15 protein-coding genes are annotated in these 19,355 nt (G+C 68.0%); 11 read left to right on the forward strand and 4 right to left on the reverse strand.

The window, feature by feature from the left end; translation table 11 throughout:
• The first annotated feature begins 35 nt into the window (after positions 1-35).
• Genes RMO01_RS02885 through RMO01_RS02900 form a run of 4 tightly spaced genes read left to right on the forward strand, consistent with a single transcriptional unit; the run spans position 36 to position 4,491 of the window.
• A complete protein-coding gene (locus RMO01_RS02885; protein WP_309627546.1) occupies positions 36-1,826 on the forward strand; it encodes a tetratricopeptide repeat protein in 1,791 nt (596 codons plus the stop codon).
• Entirely contained in the window at positions 1,826-2,944 is a 1,119-nt protein-coding gene (locus RMO01_RS02890) for a glycosyltransferase family 1 protein (RefSeq protein WP_309627547.1), read from the forward strand. The genes RMO01_RS02885 and RMO01_RS02890 overlap by 1 nt, the downstream gene beginning before the upstream one ends.
• 3 nt (positions 2,945-2,947) lie before the next feature.
• Complete coding sequence (locus tag RMO01_RS02895; protein WP_309627548.1) at positions 2,948-3,610, forward strand: hypothetical protein; 663 nt, start codon at positions 2,948-2,950, stop codon at positions 3,608-3,610.
• A 32-nt stretch (positions 3,611-3,642) separates the two neighbouring features.
• Positions 3,643-4,491 carry an FkbM family methyltransferase gene (locus RMO01_RS02900; protein WP_309627549.1) on the forward strand — a complete coding sequence of 283 codons (849 nt, stop codon included), beginning with the start codon at positions 3,643-3,645 and terminating at the stop codon, positions 4,489-4,491.
• A 9-nt stretch (positions 4,492-4,500) separates the two neighbouring features.
• On the opposite strand, the gene RMO01_RS02905 is transcribed toward RMO01_RS02900, so the two are convergent.
• Together RMO01_RS02905 and RMO01_RS02910 are read right to left on the reverse strand one after the other, a co-directional pair.
• The gene (locus RMO01_RS02905) at positions 4,501-8,055 is read right to left on the reverse strand and encodes a DUF4214 domain-containing protein (RefSeq protein ID WP_309627550.1); all 3,555 of its coding nucleotides are present in this window, start codon (positions 8,053-8,055) and stop codon (positions 4,501-4,503) included.
• Between the two features lie 110 nt (positions 8,056-8,165).
• Complete coding sequence (locus RMO01_RS02910) at positions 8,166-10,376, reverse strand: AGE family epimerase/isomerase (protein ID WP_309627551.1); 2,211 nt, start codon at positions 10,374-10,376, stop codon at positions 8,166-8,168.
• 109 nt (positions 10,377-10,485) lie between these two features.
• On the opposite strand from RMO01_RS02910, the gene RMO01_RS02915 reads away from it, so the two are divergent.
• The 5 genes from RMO01_RS02915 to recQ all read left to right on the forward strand — a co-directional run bounded on the left by RMO01_RS02915 (position 10,486) and on the right by recQ (position 16,194).
• Positions 10,486-11,298 (forward strand): hypothetical protein, encoded by an 813-nt coding sequence (locus RMO01_RS02915; RefSeq protein WP_309627552.1) that lies wholly within the window; start codon positions 10,486-10,488, stop codon positions 11,296-11,298.
• Positions 11,299-11,359: 61 nt separating this feature from the next.
• Positions 11,360-12,286 (forward strand): acetylglutamate kinase, encoded by a 927-nt coding sequence (gene argB, locus RMO01_RS02920; RefSeq protein WP_309627570.1) that lies wholly within the window; start codon positions 11,360-11,362, stop codon positions 12,284-12,286.
• Positions 12,283-12,975, forward strand: a complete 693-nt coding sequence (locus RMO01_RS02925; protein WP_309627553.1) for a pyrimidine 5'-nucleotidase — start codon at positions 12,283-12,285, stop codon at positions 12,973-12,975. The genes argB and RMO01_RS02925 overlap by 4 nt, the downstream gene beginning before the upstream one ends.
• A complete protein-coding gene (gene dapD / locus RMO01_RS02930; RefSeq protein WP_309627554.1) occupies positions 12,972-13,844 on the forward strand; it encodes a 2,3,4,5-tetrahydropyridine-2,6-dicarboxylate N-succinyltransferase in 873 nt (290 codons plus the stop codon). Before RMO01_RS02925 ends, dapD begins: the two co-directional genes overlap by 4 nt.
• Positions 13,845-14,316: 472 nt before the next feature.
• Positions 14,317-16,194, forward strand: coding sequence for a DNA helicase RecQ (recQ, locus tag RMO01_RS02935; protein ID WP_309627571.1), 1,878 nt, complete (start codon positions 14,317-14,319; stop codon positions 16,192-16,194).
• Here the strand turns inward: recQ and RMO01_RS02940 are convergent.
• Together RMO01_RS02940 and RMO01_RS02945 are read right to left on the reverse strand one after the other, a co-directional pair.
• Positions 16,191-16,724, reverse strand: a complete 534-nt coding sequence (locus RMO01_RS02940; RefSeq protein ID WP_309627555.1) for a phosphoribosyltransferase family protein — start codon at positions 16,722-16,724, stop codon at positions 16,191-16,193. The two genes, recQ and RMO01_RS02940, sit on opposite strands and share 4 nt — an antisense overlap.
• Positions 16,717-17,637 carry a zinc-ribbon domain-containing protein gene (locus tag RMO01_RS02945; RefSeq protein ID WP_309627556.1) on the reverse strand — a complete coding sequence of 307 codons (921 nt, stop codon included), beginning with the start codon at positions 17,635-17,637 and terminating at the stop codon, positions 16,717-16,719. Before RMO01_RS02945 ends, RMO01_RS02940 begins: the two co-directional genes overlap by 8 nt.
• A gap of 77 nt (positions 17,638-17,714) precedes the next feature.
• On the opposite strand from RMO01_RS02945, the gene RMO01_RS02950 reads away from it, so the two are divergent.
• Entirely contained in the window at positions 17,715-18,425 is a 711-nt protein-coding gene (locus RMO01_RS02950; RefSeq protein ID WP_309627557.1) for an ATP-binding cassette domain-containing protein, read from the forward strand.
• Positions 18,422-19,354 carry an FtsX-like permease family protein gene (locus tag RMO01_RS02955; RefSeq protein ID WP_309627558.1) on the forward strand — a complete coding sequence of 311 codons (933 nt, stop codon included), beginning with the start codon at positions 18,422-18,424 and terminating at the stop codon, positions 19,352-19,354. Before RMO01_RS02950 ends, RMO01_RS02955 begins: the two co-directional genes overlap by 4 nt.
• The last annotated feature ends 1 nt before the right edge of the window (position 19,355 follow it).

A 19,355-nucleotide genomic window follows, 5' to 3' on the forward strand; every position in this document is an offset into this window, starting at 1 on the left:
GCGTGGGCAATCCGCGGGAGCGGTACGGTAAAGTCATGGCGAAGACAGTGAACCAGGCGTTGGCGGCCATAGGCGCCGGGTCGAGAGACATCACGCCCGCGGGCCTGAATGTGCGCCAGCTGGCCAGCCGGTCGCGCGCCGCGCGAAACTGGGCGGGCGACGTCTACTATCGCCGCCGGATCGTCGAGCGGGATCCTTCAAACGCCGCGGCCCTGGTCCAGCTGGGCCATGCGCTCAAGGAAGCGGGCTTCCACGCGCGCGCCAAGGGCGCCTACGAGGCCGCCCTGGCGCTCACCCCCGACGATTCGGACATCCACCTTCAGCTCGCCCACCTGTCCAAGATCTCAGCCGATATGACCGCAGCGCGCGGCCACTTCCATGAGGCGCGGCGGCTCGGGCATCCGGATGGCCCCGGCATCGACTTCGAGCTCAGCCTGCTGGACCGGATCGACAACCACGTGGTCTTTGCCGAGGCCCCACGCGACGACCGTCGCGAGGGTGTCATGATCTATCTTTCGGTTCCGGGCGGCCGCATCAGCGAAACCGACCGCTCGGCGGTGGGATCCGGCCTCGGTGTCGCCGACTATTCCTATTCCTTCGCCATGCGCGGCTTCCTTCAGGCGCTCGAGGAGCTGGAACTCGACCACATGGTGATCGAGCATCCGGAATATATCTCCGACATCCGCGAACGGTCCTCGGCGGCGGTGAACATTCACCTGTGCTTCTACCCGCCCGAGCGTCTGCGGCTGCTCAAGGGCGCCTACAACATCAACTGTTTCGCGTGGGAGTTCGACCGTCTGCGGGCACCTACGGAACTCCTGACCTATCACGCGTTCGCCGACCAGGCGACGATGCTCAACCGCGCCGATGAGGTCTGGGCTCCTGCCCAGAGCGCTGTCGACGCCATCGTGGCCAGCGGCGTGACCGCGCCGGTCCGCATGGTTACCGCGCCGATCATCGAGAACCTCGCGCGCCGTCCGCGCAAGGGCCGCGGCGACTGGCGCCAGCTGGACCGCCTGGCCGCCTCGCTGAAGGATGTCTCCTGGCAGCCGCTCGCGATCGTGCCCCGTATCCAGCCGTCCATGAACAACGCCTCGGCCGCCCGCCGCAGCAATCTGCGCACGGTTCTCCGGAACAGCGAGGGCGAGACGCCGCCGCCGGTCTTCCTTACGGTGTTCAACGTCCACGACTTCCGCAAACAGCTCCGCCCGATGCTGGAGGCCTTTGTCCAGTTCACCCACGATCGCCCGGACGCGATCCTTCTGCTGAAGATGTCGACCCCGTTCCGCGGCAAGGCGCCGGTCAACTCACAGCTGTTGGGCGAACAGATCACCAACCCGGGTCGCCTCGCGCCGCCGCTCGTCAGCGACCGGGTCTGGATCACCGATCAGATCCTGACCCGCGACGAGATGAACAATCTCTACGACGTCGCCGACTTCTACCTGTGCACGTCGCAGGGCGAGGGCCAGAATCTGCCGCTGATCGAGGCCATGGGGCGCGGCCTGGTGCCCGTCTCTGTCGATAACACCGCCATGGGCGGTTATGTGTCCGAGACCGACGCCGTGGTGATCCCGTCGACCGAAGGTCCCTTCGATCCCCGCCTGGCCGGCCGCTACGGCATGTACGGCGTGAACACCTTCTACGTGGACGAGCATGACGTCCGGGCCGGACTGAAGCGCGCGGTCGAGCTCAGCGACGAGGAGTTCACCCGACGCTCGTCGGAAGCCCTGTCGACCGTGCATGACGTCTTCGGCGTCGGCCCCTTCAAGATCGCGCTGGACGAGGTGATCACGCGCCTGTCCTCCGCCCAGACCGAGGCTGGATGATGCGCAAGGCCTACCTTGAGATCGGCGCCCTGTTCGAGAACACCTGGACCGGCATCCCCAACGTCATTGCGGCGATCGCCCGGGGCGCGCTGAAGGATCCGACCATCGACTGGGCGTTCCTGTTCGAGACGGTCGAGGTTCCACGCGACCTGGTCGCCCGCTTCCTGTCCCAGCATTCGGGCATGGGCGGCCTTGGCGCTGTCGAGCAGCTTGTCTGGGACCGGAAGCCCATCTCGGCCGCCGAGGCCGCCGAGGGCGTGTGCGTGTACACCAGCATCAAGCCGATGCGCCGCTATTTCGGGCGCGAGGCGACAGTACTCTACGACCTGTCCCCGCTGCTCACGCCCCAGTTCCACAACGCCGACAACATCAACCACTTCGCCAACCGCATCCGCCAGGACATCGAGACCTCGGACCATCTGTTCCCCATCTCCCGGGCCTGCATGACCGACGTTGAGGCCTATTTCGGCGTCTCGTCCGAGCGGATGTCGATCATCGAGATGGGCGTGGACTTCGACCCGGCCGACCTGACTAATGCCCACATGCAGCTGCACGGCCCGCTGGCGGCCGAGCCCTACATCGTGGTCCTGGGCACACTGGAGCCGCGCAAGAACGGTCAGATCGTTCTTGACTACATCGCGCGCAATCCAGGCTTCGCCAACCGCTTCCGCATCGTCTTCATCGGCCGCGAAGGCTGGCTGGACGGTCGCGAGCGCCTGACACGGGCGCTGGCGGAAGCGAATGTCAGCCAGGATCGCGTCCTGTTCACCGGCTATGTTTCCGAAGCAGACAAGGTCGCCCTGCTGCTGAACGCGACGTTCGCCGTCTATCCGTCTTTCTTCGAAGGTTACGGCCTGCCTGTGCTGGAGGCCGGGGTGCTGGGCAAGACGACGGTCTGCTCGAACAGTTCCAGCATCCCCGAGGTGTTCCCGGACGCCTGTGTGTTTTTCAATCCATCGGACTCGTTCGAGTTCGACCGTGCCATGCGGATCGCGGAGCTTCGTGCGGCCCAGTCGAGATCGTCGATCCAGTCCTTGTCCGACATTCTGGAACGCGCGGCGCCCTATTCCTGGGACCGCTGCTATCCCGGCGTGGCGCGCTGGGTCGCGGAGCAGTAAGCCATGATAACCTACTCTCCAGTCTCTGACTTCGCCGTGGAGATCGTCGAGGACTCCTACGTCGGGTTCGCACAACCCGCAGGCGGCGGCGCCCAGCCCTGCATGGTCGCACTCGTCGCTGACGGCGTCCCGATCGCCTATGGGCGCGCCGCCCGCTTCTCGCCCACGGCCGCAGCCCAGGGGCGACGCCGCGGCTGGTGCGGCTTCGTGCTTCCGGGTCGCACGCTCGCCATGGGCCTGGGCGACAGCGTTCAGATCCGCTGTGCGGTGACGGACAGGGTCCTCAATCAGCCGGCCTTCGACGCCGCCGTTTTCGAACAACCGGGCCGCGATCCGTCCCAGATTTCGGTTATCGACATGATCACCCTGACCCGTCAGGGCGAGTCCTGCGCCGACCTAGACCAACTGGTGCAGTTTGGCTTGCACCACCTGCATCGCCACGGCATGCACAGCTTCCTGCACGCGACCTATCAGATGTTCTTTGGCCGCGACGCGGACAACGAGGTCATCGACGCCTGGCTTCACTGCGACGACCCTTCCGCCGAGGTCGAGGTGCTGCTGACCGGCGTGATCGAGAGCGATGAGTACCGGGCCAAGCCCTTCCGTCTCCTGCCGGGGCCGTTCCAGTCGCAGTTCCGCTACGATCGCGATCTGATAGACCGCTAGTAGCTCGAACTTCGCGACCCCCAGGAGTTGAGATGGCCAAAAGACCGACGCAGTTGAGCCACGCGGCCGTAGTTCGGGCCCTGTATCAATCGATGCTGGGTCGCGAACCTGACTCCGAGGGAGGGCAGTCGAAGATCGACGCGCTCATCGACGGCTCGCTGAACCTGACGGAGATCATCGCCTCAATCCTGCATTCTGACGAGTTCGCGGAGGTGAACGGGACTGGCGACACCGGCGCACGCCTGACCAACGATCAGACCCAGTTCGGCGAGTTCGAGATTCTGCTCAAGCTCTGGATCAATCGGTTCGCGAACCATCGAATAGTGGTCGACGTCGGTGCGCGCGGCAAGGCGCGCTCCAACTCCTACGACCTGATGAAGTCTTTCGGCTGGCGCGGCTATCTGTTCGAGGCCAATCCCAGGCTGATCGAATCCATTCGCAGCGAGTTCCACGGCCTCGACGTGCAGATCATTCCGTGCGCCGTATCGGACTATACCGGCGAAGCGACCTTCCACCTGGGGGTCAATGACGACGTGTCATCGCTGAACGCGGAGGCCGCGGCGGGTTGGGGGCCTTTGGCCGGCGCTGTCACCGTGCCGGTGGAGCGCCTCGGCAACATCCTGCGCGATTACGGCGTGCCCCAGGATTTCGACCTCTTGTCCATCGACATCGAGGGCGAGGATGTGAAGGTGCTGAACGACGTCGTGGTCGCCTTCGGTTACCGTCCGCGCTGGATCATCATCGAAGCCTCGTATGACTTCGCCACCACGTCGCTGGATGACCTGCCGGCGGATGATCTGGTGCGCCAGACCTACCGGATCGTCGGCCAGACGTCCGCCAACCTTATCCTGGGCCTGATCGAGGAAAACCCGATCGACTAGACCGCCGCGTCAGGCGACCCAGTCGACGTGTCCCGCCGCAATCCGGTGGTCGTATGTCCATTGGAGGTAGTGGTCGTCAACGCCCGCTTCGGTGGGTGTGAACTCGGGCCCGCCGCCGTGAATGATGTCGCTCGAGTGGGCGGCAACCAGCGTCTGCGGCGCCGTCCAGTCCTCGTGGCGCGACGCCCAGGGTCCGTCTGCCTCGAGCGACAGGAAGCCATCGTCCATCAGAACTGCATCAGCGCCTTTGTCGACGTCCATCAGCGGGCTGGCGACACCTTCGAAGCGCACGCCGCCCAGCCAAAGCGCTGCGGTCAGGCTGACGTGTTCCGCGCTTTCAGAGAAGGTCGCCAGGATCTGCGCCCGTGTCGCTCCGCCGTTGAGGGCGTTGACCCAGACCTGGACCCCGCCCGCATCGCCCTCCCGGTTCAGGCAGAAGCGGTACATCTGTTCGACGAAGGCCTGGTTCGACAGGGCGCCGTAGCGGGCCTGGAACTCCGCGGAGCCGGCGAACGCGGCCGCGATGGAAAACAGCGGGGCCCCCGCCTTCAACTGGTTTGTCCATGTGTTCAGGCCGCCCACGTCCGGAAGGCGATCGAAGGTGGCGTCATAGAGGCGCGCGATCACGAGGGCCTGGTCGTCGGCGACCCAGAGGCCGGCGTTCAGGGTCGCCATGGTCAGGTTGCGATGCTCCTGGCTCTCCGAAAACTGAACCAGGATATCGGTCCGGCTGGCGCCGGCGTTAAGGGCCCCGACCCAGGTCTGGACGCCGGCCGCATCGCCTTCGCGGTTCAGGCAGAAGCGATACAACTGCTCGACGAAGGCCTGGTTCGACAAGGCGCCGTAGCGCTGCTGGAACTCGGCGGAGTTCAGGAACGTCCCGGCCAGCGCCGTCAAAGAAATCCCGGCCTCGAGGACGTTCAGATTGGCCTCGAACCCGCCCTGATCGAAGGTGCGATCAAAGGCGGCGTCGTACAGGCGCATGACCTGCGCCGCCTGGCTGTTGACGTCGAACGTCAGCACGCCATCGACGAAACTGGCGTTCTCCACGTTGACAAGAGTGTCCGTTCCTTCGCCATTGCCTGAGACGGAAGCGGAGTTGGCGACATACTGGCGCCGGCCGCCGCCATAGGCCGCTGTGTCCACGCCGCCGTTGCCGTTCAGGATGTCGTTTCCAGTCCCGCCGTTCAGGTAGTCCCCGGCGCCGCCGCCCAGAAGCTGGTCGTCTCCAGCTTCGCCGATCAGGCGCGACCCGGTCAGCGTCAGCGGCGTGACGCCATGGTCCGTGACTGACACGTGCAGCGTATAGGTTCCGCCGGCGGTGATCGCCTTTGAAGTGAAGGTCGAACCGGAGTTGGCGTCCCACTGGCCGACAGCGACGTAATAGACCCCGGTCGCCGGCACGGTGAAGGTGATCTGGGAATCGGTCGCGGGGCCGCCGTCCGGATTGGAATCGTCGTTGGAGGCCAGTTCGACCCCGGCGGCGTTGAACAGTCTCAGAGTGCTGTCGAACGAGGCGTTGTCGATATCCAGGGTAATTCGGCCTCCGGCATTGGCGGTGAAGCCATAGTATTCGATGCCTGCATGGGCCGTCGCGCGAACCGTGGCGTGCGGGATGGTCGCGCTGGAAGCGATGTCATCCTGCGGCAGGAGGTCGAACCCCGGGTCCATGGAGATCGCCGTGGCGATCGAGGCGTTGGCTGTCGTCGCCGCCTTGATGATGTCGGGGGCGCCGCCGGTCAGGGCGCCGTCGCCGGCCTGGAGAATGTCGTTCCCGCCACCGCCAAAGATGACGTCCGCTCCGCCGCCGCCGGCGATAGAGTTGACCTCATTGTCCCCCACCAGTGTGTCGCTGAATCTGCTGCCGGTGATGTGCGTGATGCTGACCAGGGTGTCGTTGCCGGCGCCCCCGGTCGCCCGGTTGGTCAACAGGGAGACGCTGACCGCCGCCGTCGCACCGGCGTAGTACGCGTGATCGAACCCCGCGCCGCCGTCCAGCACATCATCTCCGTCGCCACCGATCAGGACATCGTCTCCGTCGCCGCCGGAGATGGCGTCGTTGCCTGACCCTCCGTCCAGGTAGTCGGCCCCCCCCAGGCCGTTGAGCGTGTCGTTGCCCCCCAGACCGTAAAGGAAATCGCCAAAGCCCGAACCGGTCATGGCGTTCGTGGTGATGTCGCCGCTGACGTTCAGCCCGCCGGTGAAGGCCGCCGCGATCGTCTGGTCTGCGAACCGCAGGAACTCCACGTTGGAGATGACGTCAGAGCCGTCCGGCCCCACGACGTTCGCCGTCTGCCCGTTCCAGGTAATGGTGTATTGCGCGCGGTTGCCGCTGAACACCACGGTGTCGGACCCAAGGCCGCCGTCGATCCGGTCGTTGCCGGCTCCGCCCGTCAGGACGTTGTCACCGGCGCTGCCGAAGATCGTGTCCGCGCCCGCGCCGCCGACGGCGTTCTCGATCACCGCACCGAGGGCTATGGAGACGTTGCCGATCAGGGCGCCCACGTTCGAGAAACTACCCTGGCGCAGGTCGATAACCTGGGCGTTGCTGTAGCCCGAGAAGTCGAAGGTGTCGGTCCCGCCGGCGTCCCACACCGCGAAGATCAGGATGGAAGTGGTGGACGTCGCGCTGAACCAGGCCTGGCCCGCATTGGAGTTAAAGCCGTAGGTGTTGTTGCCCGTGCGGGTCGTCATGTTGGCGCCGTACAGGCGCTGGACTGCGGCGATATCGTCCATGAGCGGAGCGGCGGAGTAACGGCCGGAGCCGAAGCTGGCCCCGGTGTTGGTCTCGCTGAAATAGCTCATGACCGAGTACTGGCGGCTGTCTTCGAAATAGCCGGCGTTGGCCGCGTAGGTCAGGCTCTGACCCGCGGTCGCGTTGTAGGCCGCCGGGTGCGACAGGCCTATGGCGTGGCCGATCTCGTGCGTCAGCACCTGCTGCCCGTAGCCCAGCAGCAAGGGCGTGGCGTTGTAGGACAGGCTGTTGTTGATCCAGACGTCGCCGCTGTTGCTGCTGTCGGCCCGGTTGGAAGGCAGAAAGGCGAAGGCGGCCGCGCCCTCGGAGCCCGATGAATAGTTGCCGAACAGCATCGTGGCGGCATCGGAGAAGCCGTCGCCGTCGTTGACGCGGGTGAAGGTGATATTGGCCACTTCGGACCAGGACGCGAGGGCGAGCAGGGTGGCGGTGATCTGCGCGTCGGTAAAGCGTGTGAAGCCGGTCGTTTCGGACGGCATGGTGCTTGGCGCGGTCGAGCGAAAGGCGAAATTGACATTCGTGGCCTGACCGAGGCCGGTCGCCCAGGACAGGTTCGAACGGGTGAGCGTCTGCGCAGCGCCGGCCGTCGTCAGCGACACCCGGCCGTTCGGTCCGAATCCACCCCGATCGTCACTGTTCAGCAGAGCGAGCGGACCGACCTCTTCTTCGAAGATCGCATGGAAGCCGCCGCAGCAGCCGCACGGGGCATAGCCGCCGACGTCGCCAAAAGTGCTCGCCCCCTCCGCACCAAAGGTGCGGGTCATGCCCGGGAAGCTGTTCAGACCTTGAAACGCCAGGGCAGGGGTCATGATGTTCGCACTCTGCTTACGGAGACCGCCACCCTAGCGCATGCAAGGCCGGCCACAAGCAGAGCAGGTGGTTTGCGGAACAACTCCCGGTGAAGCGCGTTTCGCGCCGCCTACGCGAGGCTGATATCGGACATCCCGCGCAGCCCCTCGACGCGCCCCGTCTCGGCCAGCTGACCGAAGGCCGCGGCGATATGGTAGAGGGAACTCGCCGGCGCCGGTTCATCGATGAAACCGCCCTGCGGCAAGCGTTTGTCGCGCCACAGCCCGTCCGGCGTCAGATACAGCCACAGGCCCCTCAGCGCCGTCGCCGCATCGTCCATCAGGCGCTGACGTTCGCCGTCTGTGGCCGTCTCGGCCAGGATCAGCGAAGCCTTCAGCCATTCCGTCTGGGGCCACAGTCGAGCCCGGCGGCTGCGCACGGTTCCATCGTCGTTCAGCGCATCGACGGCGATCATCGGGCGCTCGGAAACGCCCCTGCGGCCGGCGGCGTACAGGCGTTGGGCCGCTTTCGTCACATCGGCCCGGCCGCGCGACCGACCGACCCGCGCCAGCAGCCAGGCCCACTCGAACTGGTGGCCGGGCTCGACCAGCCGGCCGTCCTCGCCCGCCGCAGGGCCCCAGTCGGGGCCGAAGAACTCGCGCAGGAAGCCGCCCTCCGCATCAATGAATTTCGTCAAGGCCAGATCGACGACCCGGTCGGCCAGCGCCGTCCAGCCGTCGTCGCCGCCGGCCGCCTCCCAGCCCAGGCAGGCCTCGAGCAGGTGCATGTGGGCGTTGGACTGGTACGGCTGGTTCCCCGCCTCGATCAGACCGCCCGTCGGCGGCCCGGCCGCCAGCAGGGCGTCGCGCAGGGTGACCGCCCGCGCCTCCAGGGTCGGATCGTCGACGCCCGCGCTCTTCGCCGCCGACAGGGCGAACAGGACGAAGGCCTGGTCATAAAGGTAGGCCGTCTCGTCCAGCGGCTCGCCCTCGGGCGTCAGCGTGGTCCGACACAGGCCATCGGGCCTCAGATAGTCGGCGTAGAGCCGTTCGAGGCCGCGCTCGACGATGCCGCGCCACGGCCCGTGCCAGCCATTCATCCCGGCGTTGGCGTAGACGAAGATCTGGCGCGCCTGCACCCGCGCGCGGCGCGGCAGCGTCAGCGCCCGCCCGTCGAGCGACAGGACCTCGGCGAAGCCTCCGTTGGTCGCCTGGCCCAGGGTCGACCAGACCGGCAGGGCTTTCATTCGCATCCAGTCGGCGAACCGGACCGCGCCTTCGGCCAGATCTTCCTGCGGAGCCGCCGCAAAATCGAGATGGCGCGGCGAGGTCGCCTTGATGCGGTCGACGACCTTCTTGACGCCCTGCGACTGCGACAGGTCGCAGACCAGGACCGCGTCCTCCTCGACCACGATGGCCAGGTTCCGCACGCCCAGGGCGGCCACCAGGATGCCGTCGGGGGCCCGGACCAGACAACCTTCGGCGTCCTCGAAGATGTGCTGGCCCGTGTCGCCCTCACCCGAGGCGGCGATGGAGTCCCATGCGCCCAGATCCGACCAGGCGAAGTCGACTTCCAGAACCGAGGCCCGGGCGGTCTTTTCCATCACCGCATAGTCGATCGAGATTTTCGGCGAGGCCGCGAACGCCGCCCCCAGCGTCTGCACGGTCCCGGAGTTCTCGTCCGGCAAGGCCGATCTGATCGCGTCCAGCACCGCCGGAGCATAGGCGGCCAGTTCGTCGATCAGCGCCCCGGCGGCGACGATGAAATTGCCGCTGTTCCACAGATAGCCGGCGTCGATATAGGCCTGCGCCTGGATCCGGTCCGGCTTCTCGACGAACGAGTCGACCGCCGACAGCCCGCGCCCGGACGGCTTGATATAGCCATAGGCCTGGGACGCCTCCGAGGGCGTGACCCCGAGGGTGACGATGCGGCCTTCGGCGGCCCCGGCGGCTGCGGCGGTAACGGCCTCGCGGAAGGCGTCGTGGTCGGGAATGTGGTGATCGGAGGCGACGAAGGCGATGATTGCTTCCGGATCGTGCCGCGCGGCCCAGGCGGCGGCGGCCATGGCGGCGGCCGAATCCCGCGCTTCGGGCTCCAGCAGGACCTGGGCCTCGATCTCGAGCTCGCCCAGCTGATCGACGATCCAGTCGCGGTGACGCAGGCCGCCGACGACGATCAGCTTCCCGTCGTCCCCGGCCAGGGGCGCCACGCGCGCCGCCGTCTCCTGGAACAAGGAGCGGTTGCCGGCCAGCGGGATGAACTGCTTCGGTCGCGACGGCCGCGACGCCGGCCACAAACGGGTCCCGGCTCCACCGCACATGATCACAGGATAAAGCGCCATGAGGGTGCTTTAGCCGGATTGCGGAGTTTGGCAAACGGCTCCGCCACGTTGTGCGACGCCCTCGACTGGGGCAAACAACGTGTCGAAGGATCAGGGGGTTAGGCGAACCATGAAGACGGCCCTCGTCGTACTGGGAATGCACCGGTCGGGCACATCGTCCGTGGCCGGAGCTTTGACCCTGCTGGGCGCCGCCGCCCCGCGCACCCTGATGGCCCCGGCCGCCGACAATCCGCGCGGCTTCTGGGAGAGCCACGTCGTCATGGTCCTCAACGACGCCCTTCTGGCCGAGGCCGGATCGAGCTGGAGCGACTGGCGTCGGTTACCCCGCATGCCCGACCCCGCCGCCGCCCGCGACCGCATCGTCCAGACCATGGCGGGCGAATTCGGAGACGCGGAGACCGTCGTCCTCAAGGATCCACGCATGTGCCGCATGTTCCCGGCGTGGCGCGACGCGCTGGGACAGGCCGGCTACCGCCCCCTCATCGTCACCCCGCTGCGCTCGCCATCTGAGGTCGCGGCCTCGCTTCAGGCCCGCAATCCGATCTCGCGTGAACAGGGTCTGCGCCTGTGGCTGCGTCATGTGCTGGACGCCGAGGCCGCCAGCCGGGGCCTGCCCCGCCATTTCATGCGCTGGGCGTCCTTCATGACCGACTGGCGGGCCGAGGTCGCCCTGATCAACGCCCGTCTGGGTACGGCCCTGGCCCCCGCCGCCGGCGACGACGGCGCCGGGATCGACGCCTTCCTGACGCCCGACCTGCACCGTCAGCGCGATGAGGCCCCGGCCCCGGCCCTGGTCGCCCGGGCCTGGTCCGTGCTCGGCGATCTGGCCCGCCACGGCGAACATCCGGACCTGCACGCTGCGCTGGACGTCCTGCGCCACGCCTTTGACCAGGCGGAAGAGCTGTTCGCCGACGCCCCCTGATGCGCGCGCCGAGGCCTGATCCCGCGTGACACGGCGAAGCCTCGCCGGTATCAGCCCCGCCATGGACGAGAACGAGCGGCAATCCGAGGAACGCGGCTGGGCCACGGCGAAGACCCTGGCCGAGGCCCTTCCCTATATCCAGATCTACGACCGCGAGACCGTGGTCATCAAATACGGCGGCCACGCCATGGGGGAGACGGCCGTGGCGAAGCAATTCGCCGCCGATGTCGTCCTGCTGCGCCTGATGGGCGTCCTGCCGGTGGTCGTCCACGGCGGCGGCCCGCAGATCAGCGCCATGCTCGACAAGGCCGGGGTCAAATCCAGCTTCATCGACGGCCTGCGCGTGACGGACAGGGACACGATGGCGGTCGCCGAAATGGTCCTGTCGGGCGCCGTGAACAAGGAGATCGCTCACTGGATCACCGTCGCCGGCAAGGAGGCCGACGTGCGCGGCATCGGCCTGTCGGGCAAGGACGCCGGCCTGCTGACCGTCGAGAAGACCACGCGCACCAAGCGAGATCCCGACAGTCTGATCGAACATGAGGTCGACCTCGGCTTCGTCGGCGAACCGACGAAGGTCGATCCCAAGCTGATCAAGGGGCTGATCAACTCCGAGACCGAGGACTGGGTCCCGGTGATTGCTCCGATCGGCGTCGCCGAAGACGGCCAGACCTACAACGTCAACGCCGACACCGTCGCCGGCGCTGTCGCCGGTTCGCTGAACGCCAAACGGATGCTGCTGCTGACCGACGTCAAGGGCGTGATGGACAGGAACGGCGACATCATCCGCCAGATGACGCTGGAACAGGCCCAGGCCCTGATCGACGATGGCACGGCGTCGGGCGGCATGATCCCCAAGCTGGAGACGGCCATGGCCGCCGTCCGCGCGGGCGTCGAGGCCGTGGTCATCCTCGACGGTCGCCGTCCCCACGCCATGCTGGTCGAACTGTTCACCGAATACGGCGCGGGCACCCTGGTGAAGGCGTGACCCCCACCCTCGCCCGTCCGGATCTCTCGCACATCGACGCCTGGGTCTTCGACCTGGACGACACCCTCTACCCTTCCGAGCAAGGAGTGATGGCCCTGGTCCAGGCGCGCATCAACGCGTTCATGGTCGACGCGGTCGGCCTCCCCGCCGATGAGGCGAAGGGGCTCCAGCGCCAGTTCCTCAACGAACACGGCACCACCCTCGCCGGCCTGATGGCCAACTACTCTATCGACCCGGAGAAATTCCTGCACGATGTCCATGACGTGCCGCTGGACTCCCTGGAGCCCAATCCGCGCCTCGCCGACGTCATCGCCCGCCTGCCGGGCAGGAAGTACGTCCTGACCAACGGCGCGAGGTTCCATGCGGCCCGCGTCATCGAGCGCATCGGACTGACCGGCCTGTTCGACGGCGTCCACGCCATCGAGGACATGGACCTGACGCCCAAGCCCGCGCCGTCGACCTACCGCCGTTTCCTCGAAAAGTTCGCCATCGATCCGACGCGTGCGATCTTCTTCGACGATACGCCGAAAAACCTGACCCCGGCCCGATCCCTGGGCATGACCACCGTCCTGACCGACACGCCGGAACATCTGGCCGAGCGCGGTCTGGTCGCGGGCGAGGGCATCGACGCGACCGCGCCCGACCTCCTCGACTTCCTCACCCCCTATGCCCTGAAGGACGCCGCATGACCGACCTCGCCAGGCTCGAAGCCGTCATCGAAGCCGCCTGGGAGGCCCGCGCCGACCTGTCCTCCTCGACCCACGGCGAAGTCCGCAAGGCCGTCGAGACCGCCATCGACCTGCTGGATTCCGGCCAGGCCCGCGTCGCCTCGCGCGGCGCCGACGGCGTCTGGACCACGCATCAGTGGCTCAAGAAGGCGGTGCTGCTGTCCTTCCGCCTCAACGACAACGAGATCATGCGCGCCGGCGAGCGCGGCCTGTCGGCCCCCTCCTCCAGCGGCGGCGCCCCGGCCGTCGGCCCCTGGTACGACAAGGTGCCCAACAAGTTCGCCGACTGGACCGCCAACGAGTTCAAGGAGGCGGGCTTCCGCGCTGTTCCTGGCTCGATCGTCCGCAAGGGCGCCTTCGTGGACCGGAACGTCATCCTGATGCCGTCCTTCGTGAACATCGGCGCTTACGTGGGCGAGGGTTCGATGGTCGACGGCTGGGCCACGGTCGGCTCCTGCGCCCAGATCGGCAAGAATGTGCACCTGTCCGGCGGCGTCGGCATCGGCGGCGTGCTGGAGCCGCTCCAGGCCAACCCGACCATCATCGAGGACGGATGCTTCATCGGCGCCCGCGCCGAGGTCGCCGAGGGAGTCATTGTCCGCGAAGGCGCCGTCCTGTCGATGGGCGTTTACCTGTCCGCCTCGACGAAGATCGTCGATCGCGCCACCGGCGAAGTGACGCGTGGCGAGGTCCCCGCCTACTCGGTCGTCGTCCCGGGAACCCTGCCCGACGCCAACGGCGGCCCGTCCCTCTACTGTGTCGTCATCGTCAAACGCGTCGACGCCCAGACCCGGGCGAAGACGGGCGTCAACGAACTGCTGCGGGACTAGGTCTCGTCCCCTCTCCCCTTGCGGGAGAGGGAGATCGCGCACGGCGGCGTAGCCGTCGTCCTGGCGCGATCAGGTGAGGGGTGGCGCCGGCTCTGACCGCTCATCCCAGCCAACCCTCATCTCAACCACAGTGTGACCCCTCATCCATCAGCCTTCGGCTGCCACCTTCTCCCGCAAGGGGAGAAGGAAAGTTGATGATCAACACATCGCCCGAATCCGCGTTCAAATTCAAAGCCCGGCTCTATCGAGAGCCTTTATCCCGACCGTCCCTGAAAACCGTGGGATAATGGTTCCGGTCTTTGACATCGCCATCGCCAACCCCCAGCCGAACTGGACTCAACGGACTATCTGGACTCCAATTTCCGGAGTCTGGATGCCCTTCCCCGAACGCTTCGGACGCTTCGGACGGTGTTTTAGAGTCCGGCCGCTCGTGATGGATGACACCCCGGAACAGATCGGGCACAAGCCGCCGATGCTCGCCGAATCCCCCACCTCCCCGCCCGGCCTCGACGCCGCGCGCGCGACGCTGGAGCGGGTCTGGGGTCACGCCGATTTCCGGGGGCTGCAGGCCCGGGTCGTCACCGAGATCATGGCCGGACGCGACGTCCTCGCCGTCCTGCCGACCGGCGGCGGGAAGTCTGTCTGCTATCAGATCCCGGCCATCCTGCGTCCCGGCCTCGGCCTCGTCATCTCGCCCCTGATCGCCCTGATGACCGACCAGGTCGAGGCGCTGAAACAGCAGGGCGTCGCGGCCGCCCGCCTCGATTCCGGCCTGTCGCTGAACGAGCGCACCGATGTCCTGCGCGCGGCCCAGTCCGGCGAACTGGACCTGCTCTATGTCTCGCCCGAAGGCCTCGCCTCGGGCGCCCTGACCGACCGGCTGCGCGACCTGCCCCTGTCGCTGATCGCCATCGACGAGGCCCACTGCGTCTCCCAGTGGGGTCACGACTTCCGTCCCGACTACCGGACCTTGGGCCGCCTCGGCGAGCTCTTCCCGGGCGTCCCGCGCATCGCCGTCACCGCCACCGCAGACGCCCGCACCCGCGACGACATCCTGGCGTCGCTCCACCTCGAACACGCCGCCGTCTTCGTCGACAGCTTCGCCCGCCCGAACCTGCAGCTCTCGGCCATCCGCAAGGAAAGCGCCTCACGGGCCAGGACCGACGCCCACGTCATCGACCTGGTCCGCGCCCGGAAGGGCCAGTCGGGCGTCGTCTATTGCGGCAGCCGCGACGGCTGCGAACGCGTCGCCGACGCCCTGAAATCGGCCGGGACCAACGGCATCGCCTATCACGCCGGCATGTCGGGACCCGAGCGCGACCGCCGCCTCGAACGCTTCCTGGCCGAGGACGGCGCCGTCATGGTCGCGACCATCGCCTTCGGCATGGGGGTCGACAAGGCCGACGTCCGCTTCGTCATCCACGCCGATCCGCCGGGCTCCCTGGAGGCCTACTGGCAGGAAATCGGCCGCGCCGGCCGCGACGGCGAACCCGCCGAGGGCATCACCCACTACGGCCCCTCCGACATCGCCTGGACCCTGAAACGCCTCGACAGCCGGCCGATGGCCGAGGAGGTCAAAGCCGTCCAGACGCGCAAGGCCCGCCAGCTGTTCGCCATGCTGGACGGCGCCGTCTGTCGGCCCCAGGCCGTCCGTCGTTATTTCGGCGAGACCGACGCCGACCCCTGCGGCGTCTGCGACATCTGCGCCGACCCGCCGGCCCTCTATGACGCCACCGTCCCCGCCCAGAAGGCCTTGGCCGCCGTCCAGCGTCTCGGCGGCCGGTTCGGCAAGGGCCGGATCGTCGACCACCTGCTGGGCAAGACGAAGGACGTCCAGCCGTGGGAGTCCGACCTCTCCACCTGGGGCATCGGCAAGGACATCGCCCCCACCGGCTGGCGCGACATCGTCGACCACCTGATGTTCGAGGGCCTGCTGCTCGAGGATCCCAATGACGGCAAGCCTCTGGTCGGCCTCGGCGACGCCGAACGTGTCCGCGCCGTCTATCGCGGGGAGATCGCCGTTGAAGTCCGCCGCACCCCGCCAGGCTTCGACGCCGCCACGCGCTCGGGCAATCCGCGCACCCGCACGCGCAACGACAGGAACGCCGCCGTGGAAGCGCTCGACGCCGACGTCCGCGCCCGCTTCGAGACGCTGCGCGCCTGGCGCCGCGACCGCGCCGCCGAACAGCACGTCCCGCCCTATGTGATCTTCCAGGACAAGACCCTGCTGGAGATCGCCCAGCGCGAACCGGGCTCGCTCGACGCCCTCGCCGCCATCTCCGGCGTCGGCCAGTCCAAGATCGATCGTTACGGGAAAGGCGTTCTGGCCGCCTTGCTCGGCTCGACCTAATCCAGCGCGCAGATGTCCGGAAGGCCACGCATCGCGCCGGCATGGTCAAGGCCGTAGCCGACCAGGAACCGGTTGGGGGCCTCCCAGCCGACGAAGTCCGGCTCCGGCGCGCGCGGCAGGGGCCAGGGCTTGCGGGCGAAGACACAGGTCACGACCTCGGCGGCCCCTGCTTCCTTCGCATGCCGCACGGCCTCCGCCAGCGACAGGCCGGTGTCGAACACGTCGTCGAGGATCAGCACCTTGCGGTCCTTCAGCGACCGCTGGAACGGCGCATGCACGTCGATCCGACCCCGGCTCGACTGTTCATCGCCATAGGAGGCCAGCCACAGGGCGTCGAAGCGGACATGCCGCCCGATCCGCGACAGGGCCCGGGTCAGGTCGGCCGCGAACCACAGCCCGCCGGTCAGCAGGACCGCAGCCACGGTCTCGTCGTCGATGACGGGGGCGATCTGCGCGGCCAGATCGGCGACGATGCGCGCGATGTCGGCTTCAGGGAGAAGGACGGGGGGCGTCGGGGGAGCTTCAGCCATGCGAGGCGGATACCGCCTCGGCCCCATGGCTGTCGATAGCCCCATGGCTTTCCGCCGCATCATGCACGGGTTCGGCCTCGATCGGCTCGGCGTGGGTCGTCGGCGCTTCCTCGATCAGGGCGGGGCGCATTCCGTGCTCGTCAGGGGTCGGTAGAGGACGGCTGTGCGCCGGAGCCGTGTCATGTTCGGCGTCGTGGGCGGCGGCCGCGGGCCCATCCTTGGCGAAGTCGACGCCCACATCGACACCGTGGGCGCCCGGATCGCGGATCAGGGCAGCGAAGCCCTTGACCCCGCCGGGCAGGACCGGTGCGCCTTCCAGCTCGATCAGGGCGAAACCGACCTCGGCCCCATGGGCGTCCAGCAGTGCGACCCGCACCGGAGGGGCGACAATCTCGCGATCGCGAACATTCCTCAGGGCGCCAGACACCATCACCATGTCCGGGCGATCGGCCACAGCCTTGGCGGTCACGGCCTCGAACTCCAGCCCCACCGCGTTCACAGGCGTCCCGACCATGGCGTAGGCGGCTGCGGCGCGAGGATAAAGTTCGACCACTTCGACGCGGAACAGCCAGCCGGCGCCGATCAGGCCGACGAACAGGCTGGCCAGACCGGCCCAGACCGCGCCGTGGGTCGCCGCACGACGCAGTCGGCGCTGTTGCTCAGCCCGGGCGCGGAAGGCCTTGGGCAGCTCCGGGGCGGGGGTTTCGGGCGCGACTGGCGGGGCGTCTTCGAACGTCCTGGGCTCCGGCGCGACGATCGGCGCGCTGGCTGCCGTCAGCTCCAGCGGCTCCTCGGTCGGCATGCCGTGCCAGACATGGGCGCAGGACTGGCAGCGCACCTTGCGGCCGCCGGGCGGAATGGCGCCGTCGGGGGCGAAATAGCTGGTGGCGCAGGACGGGCAGGTCAGTATCATGGTCGCTGACTGCGAGGCCGCTCGCCGGCCCCCTCCTGTCGGAACGCAATGCGCTCCGGTCCATACGAAAAAATCAGATGCCTCAGTCGCCCCGTCGCGCCGCCGAATCCGCGCCATCGCCCGAAACCGTCCGCCTGTCGACGGTCAGTTTCGGCTATGCCGAATCGCCCGGCGTGCTGCGGGACGTTAACCTCATCCTGCCGCGCGGCTCTTTCCACTTCCTTACCGGCGCGTCGGGAGCGGGAAAGTCTTCGCTGCTGCGTCTTCTGACTCTCGCCGAGCGGCCGACAGAGGGCCGCATCACCCTGTTCGGCCAGGACGTCACCGAAGTCTCGTCGCACGACCGCCCGATATGGCGCCGCCGCCTCGGCGTCGTGTTCCAGGACTTTCGCCTGCTGGACCACCTCAGCGTCTTCGACAACGCCGCCCTGTCGCTGCGGGTCCGCGGCGGCAAGCGCAGAGACTACGCCCCCGACGTCGAGGAAATGCTGGCCTGGGTCGGGCTGGCGGACCGGGCAAACGCCCTGCCGACCGCCTTGTCCGGCGGCGAGAAACAGCGCCTCGCCATCGCCCGTGCCGTCATGGCCAAACCCGAACTCATCCTGGCGGACGAACCGACCGGCAGCGTTGACCCGGCCATGGCCGACCGGCTGCTGAAACTGTTCCAGGCCCTGAACAGGCTGGGCGCTACGGTGCTGATCGCCAGTCACGACGAAGATCTGGCCCGGCGCTCCGGCGCGCGTCGTCTCGTCCTTCGTGACGGCCGCATCTCGGGGGCTGCGGCATGATCCGCTGGTCCAACCTCTTCGGCCCCGGCCCTCGCGTCCGTCCGGCCCGTCCCGAGAGCGGCCTGTTGCCTCGCGACGCGGCGGGTGAACGCTGGCTGGGCGTGGTCATCGCCGTCCTCTGCTTCCTCGCCTGCCTCGCAGCCGTCGGCGCCGTCGCGGCGGACCGGGCCGCCCACGGCTGGGCGCGAGAACTCCGCGCCGAGGCTACCGTCCAGGTCCGCCCACGCGTCGGCGAGAGCGGCGACACCGCCGCCGCCCGCGCCGCTGAGACCCTGGCCGGGGTCAACGGCGTGGCCGAAGCCGCCGCCATGGACCGCGAGACCGCCGAGGCCCTGCTGCGCCCCTGGATGGGCGAGGCGGTGCTGGCCGACCTGCCCCTGCCCTATCTCGTCACTGTCCGCCTCGACCGGGACGCTCCCGCCAGCGCCCTGACCCTCGGTCGCGCCCTGGCCGAGGCGGGGCTGGACGCCACCGTCGACGACCACAGTCTGTGGCGCGGCGAGGTCGAACGGTCGGCGGCCCTGATCACCATTCTCGCACTCGCGGCCTTCCTGACCACCGCCTTCGCGGCGGGCGCGGCCATCATCTATGCCGTCCGGGCGGGCCTCCAGGCGCGCCGCTCCGTCATCGAGACTCTCAGCCTGTCGGGCGCCACCGACGCCTCCATTGCCTGGTTGTTTCAGCGGCGGTTCGCCCTGCTGGCTTTGGTCGCCGGGGCGGCCGGTTCGGCGGGCGCGATCGCACTGCTGGGCCTTCTGCGCTTCCTCGGCGGTGCAGAAGGCCTGACCCCCGCCCTGCCGGTCGCCTGGGCTGACATTCTCATGCTCTCGCCATGCCCGCTGGTCGCCGCTACGGTGGCGCTTGTTGCGGCGCACCTCAGCGCCGGGAGAGAGATGGCGAGGCTTGGCGCGTCCCAGGTCGGCGGCTAGG

It is taken from the genome of Brevundimonas sp., from assembly GCF_031412435.1.
In the GTDB taxonomy this organism is placed as follows: domain Bacteria; phylum Pseudomonadota; class Alphaproteobacteria; order Caulobacterales; family Caulobacteraceae; genus Brevundimonas.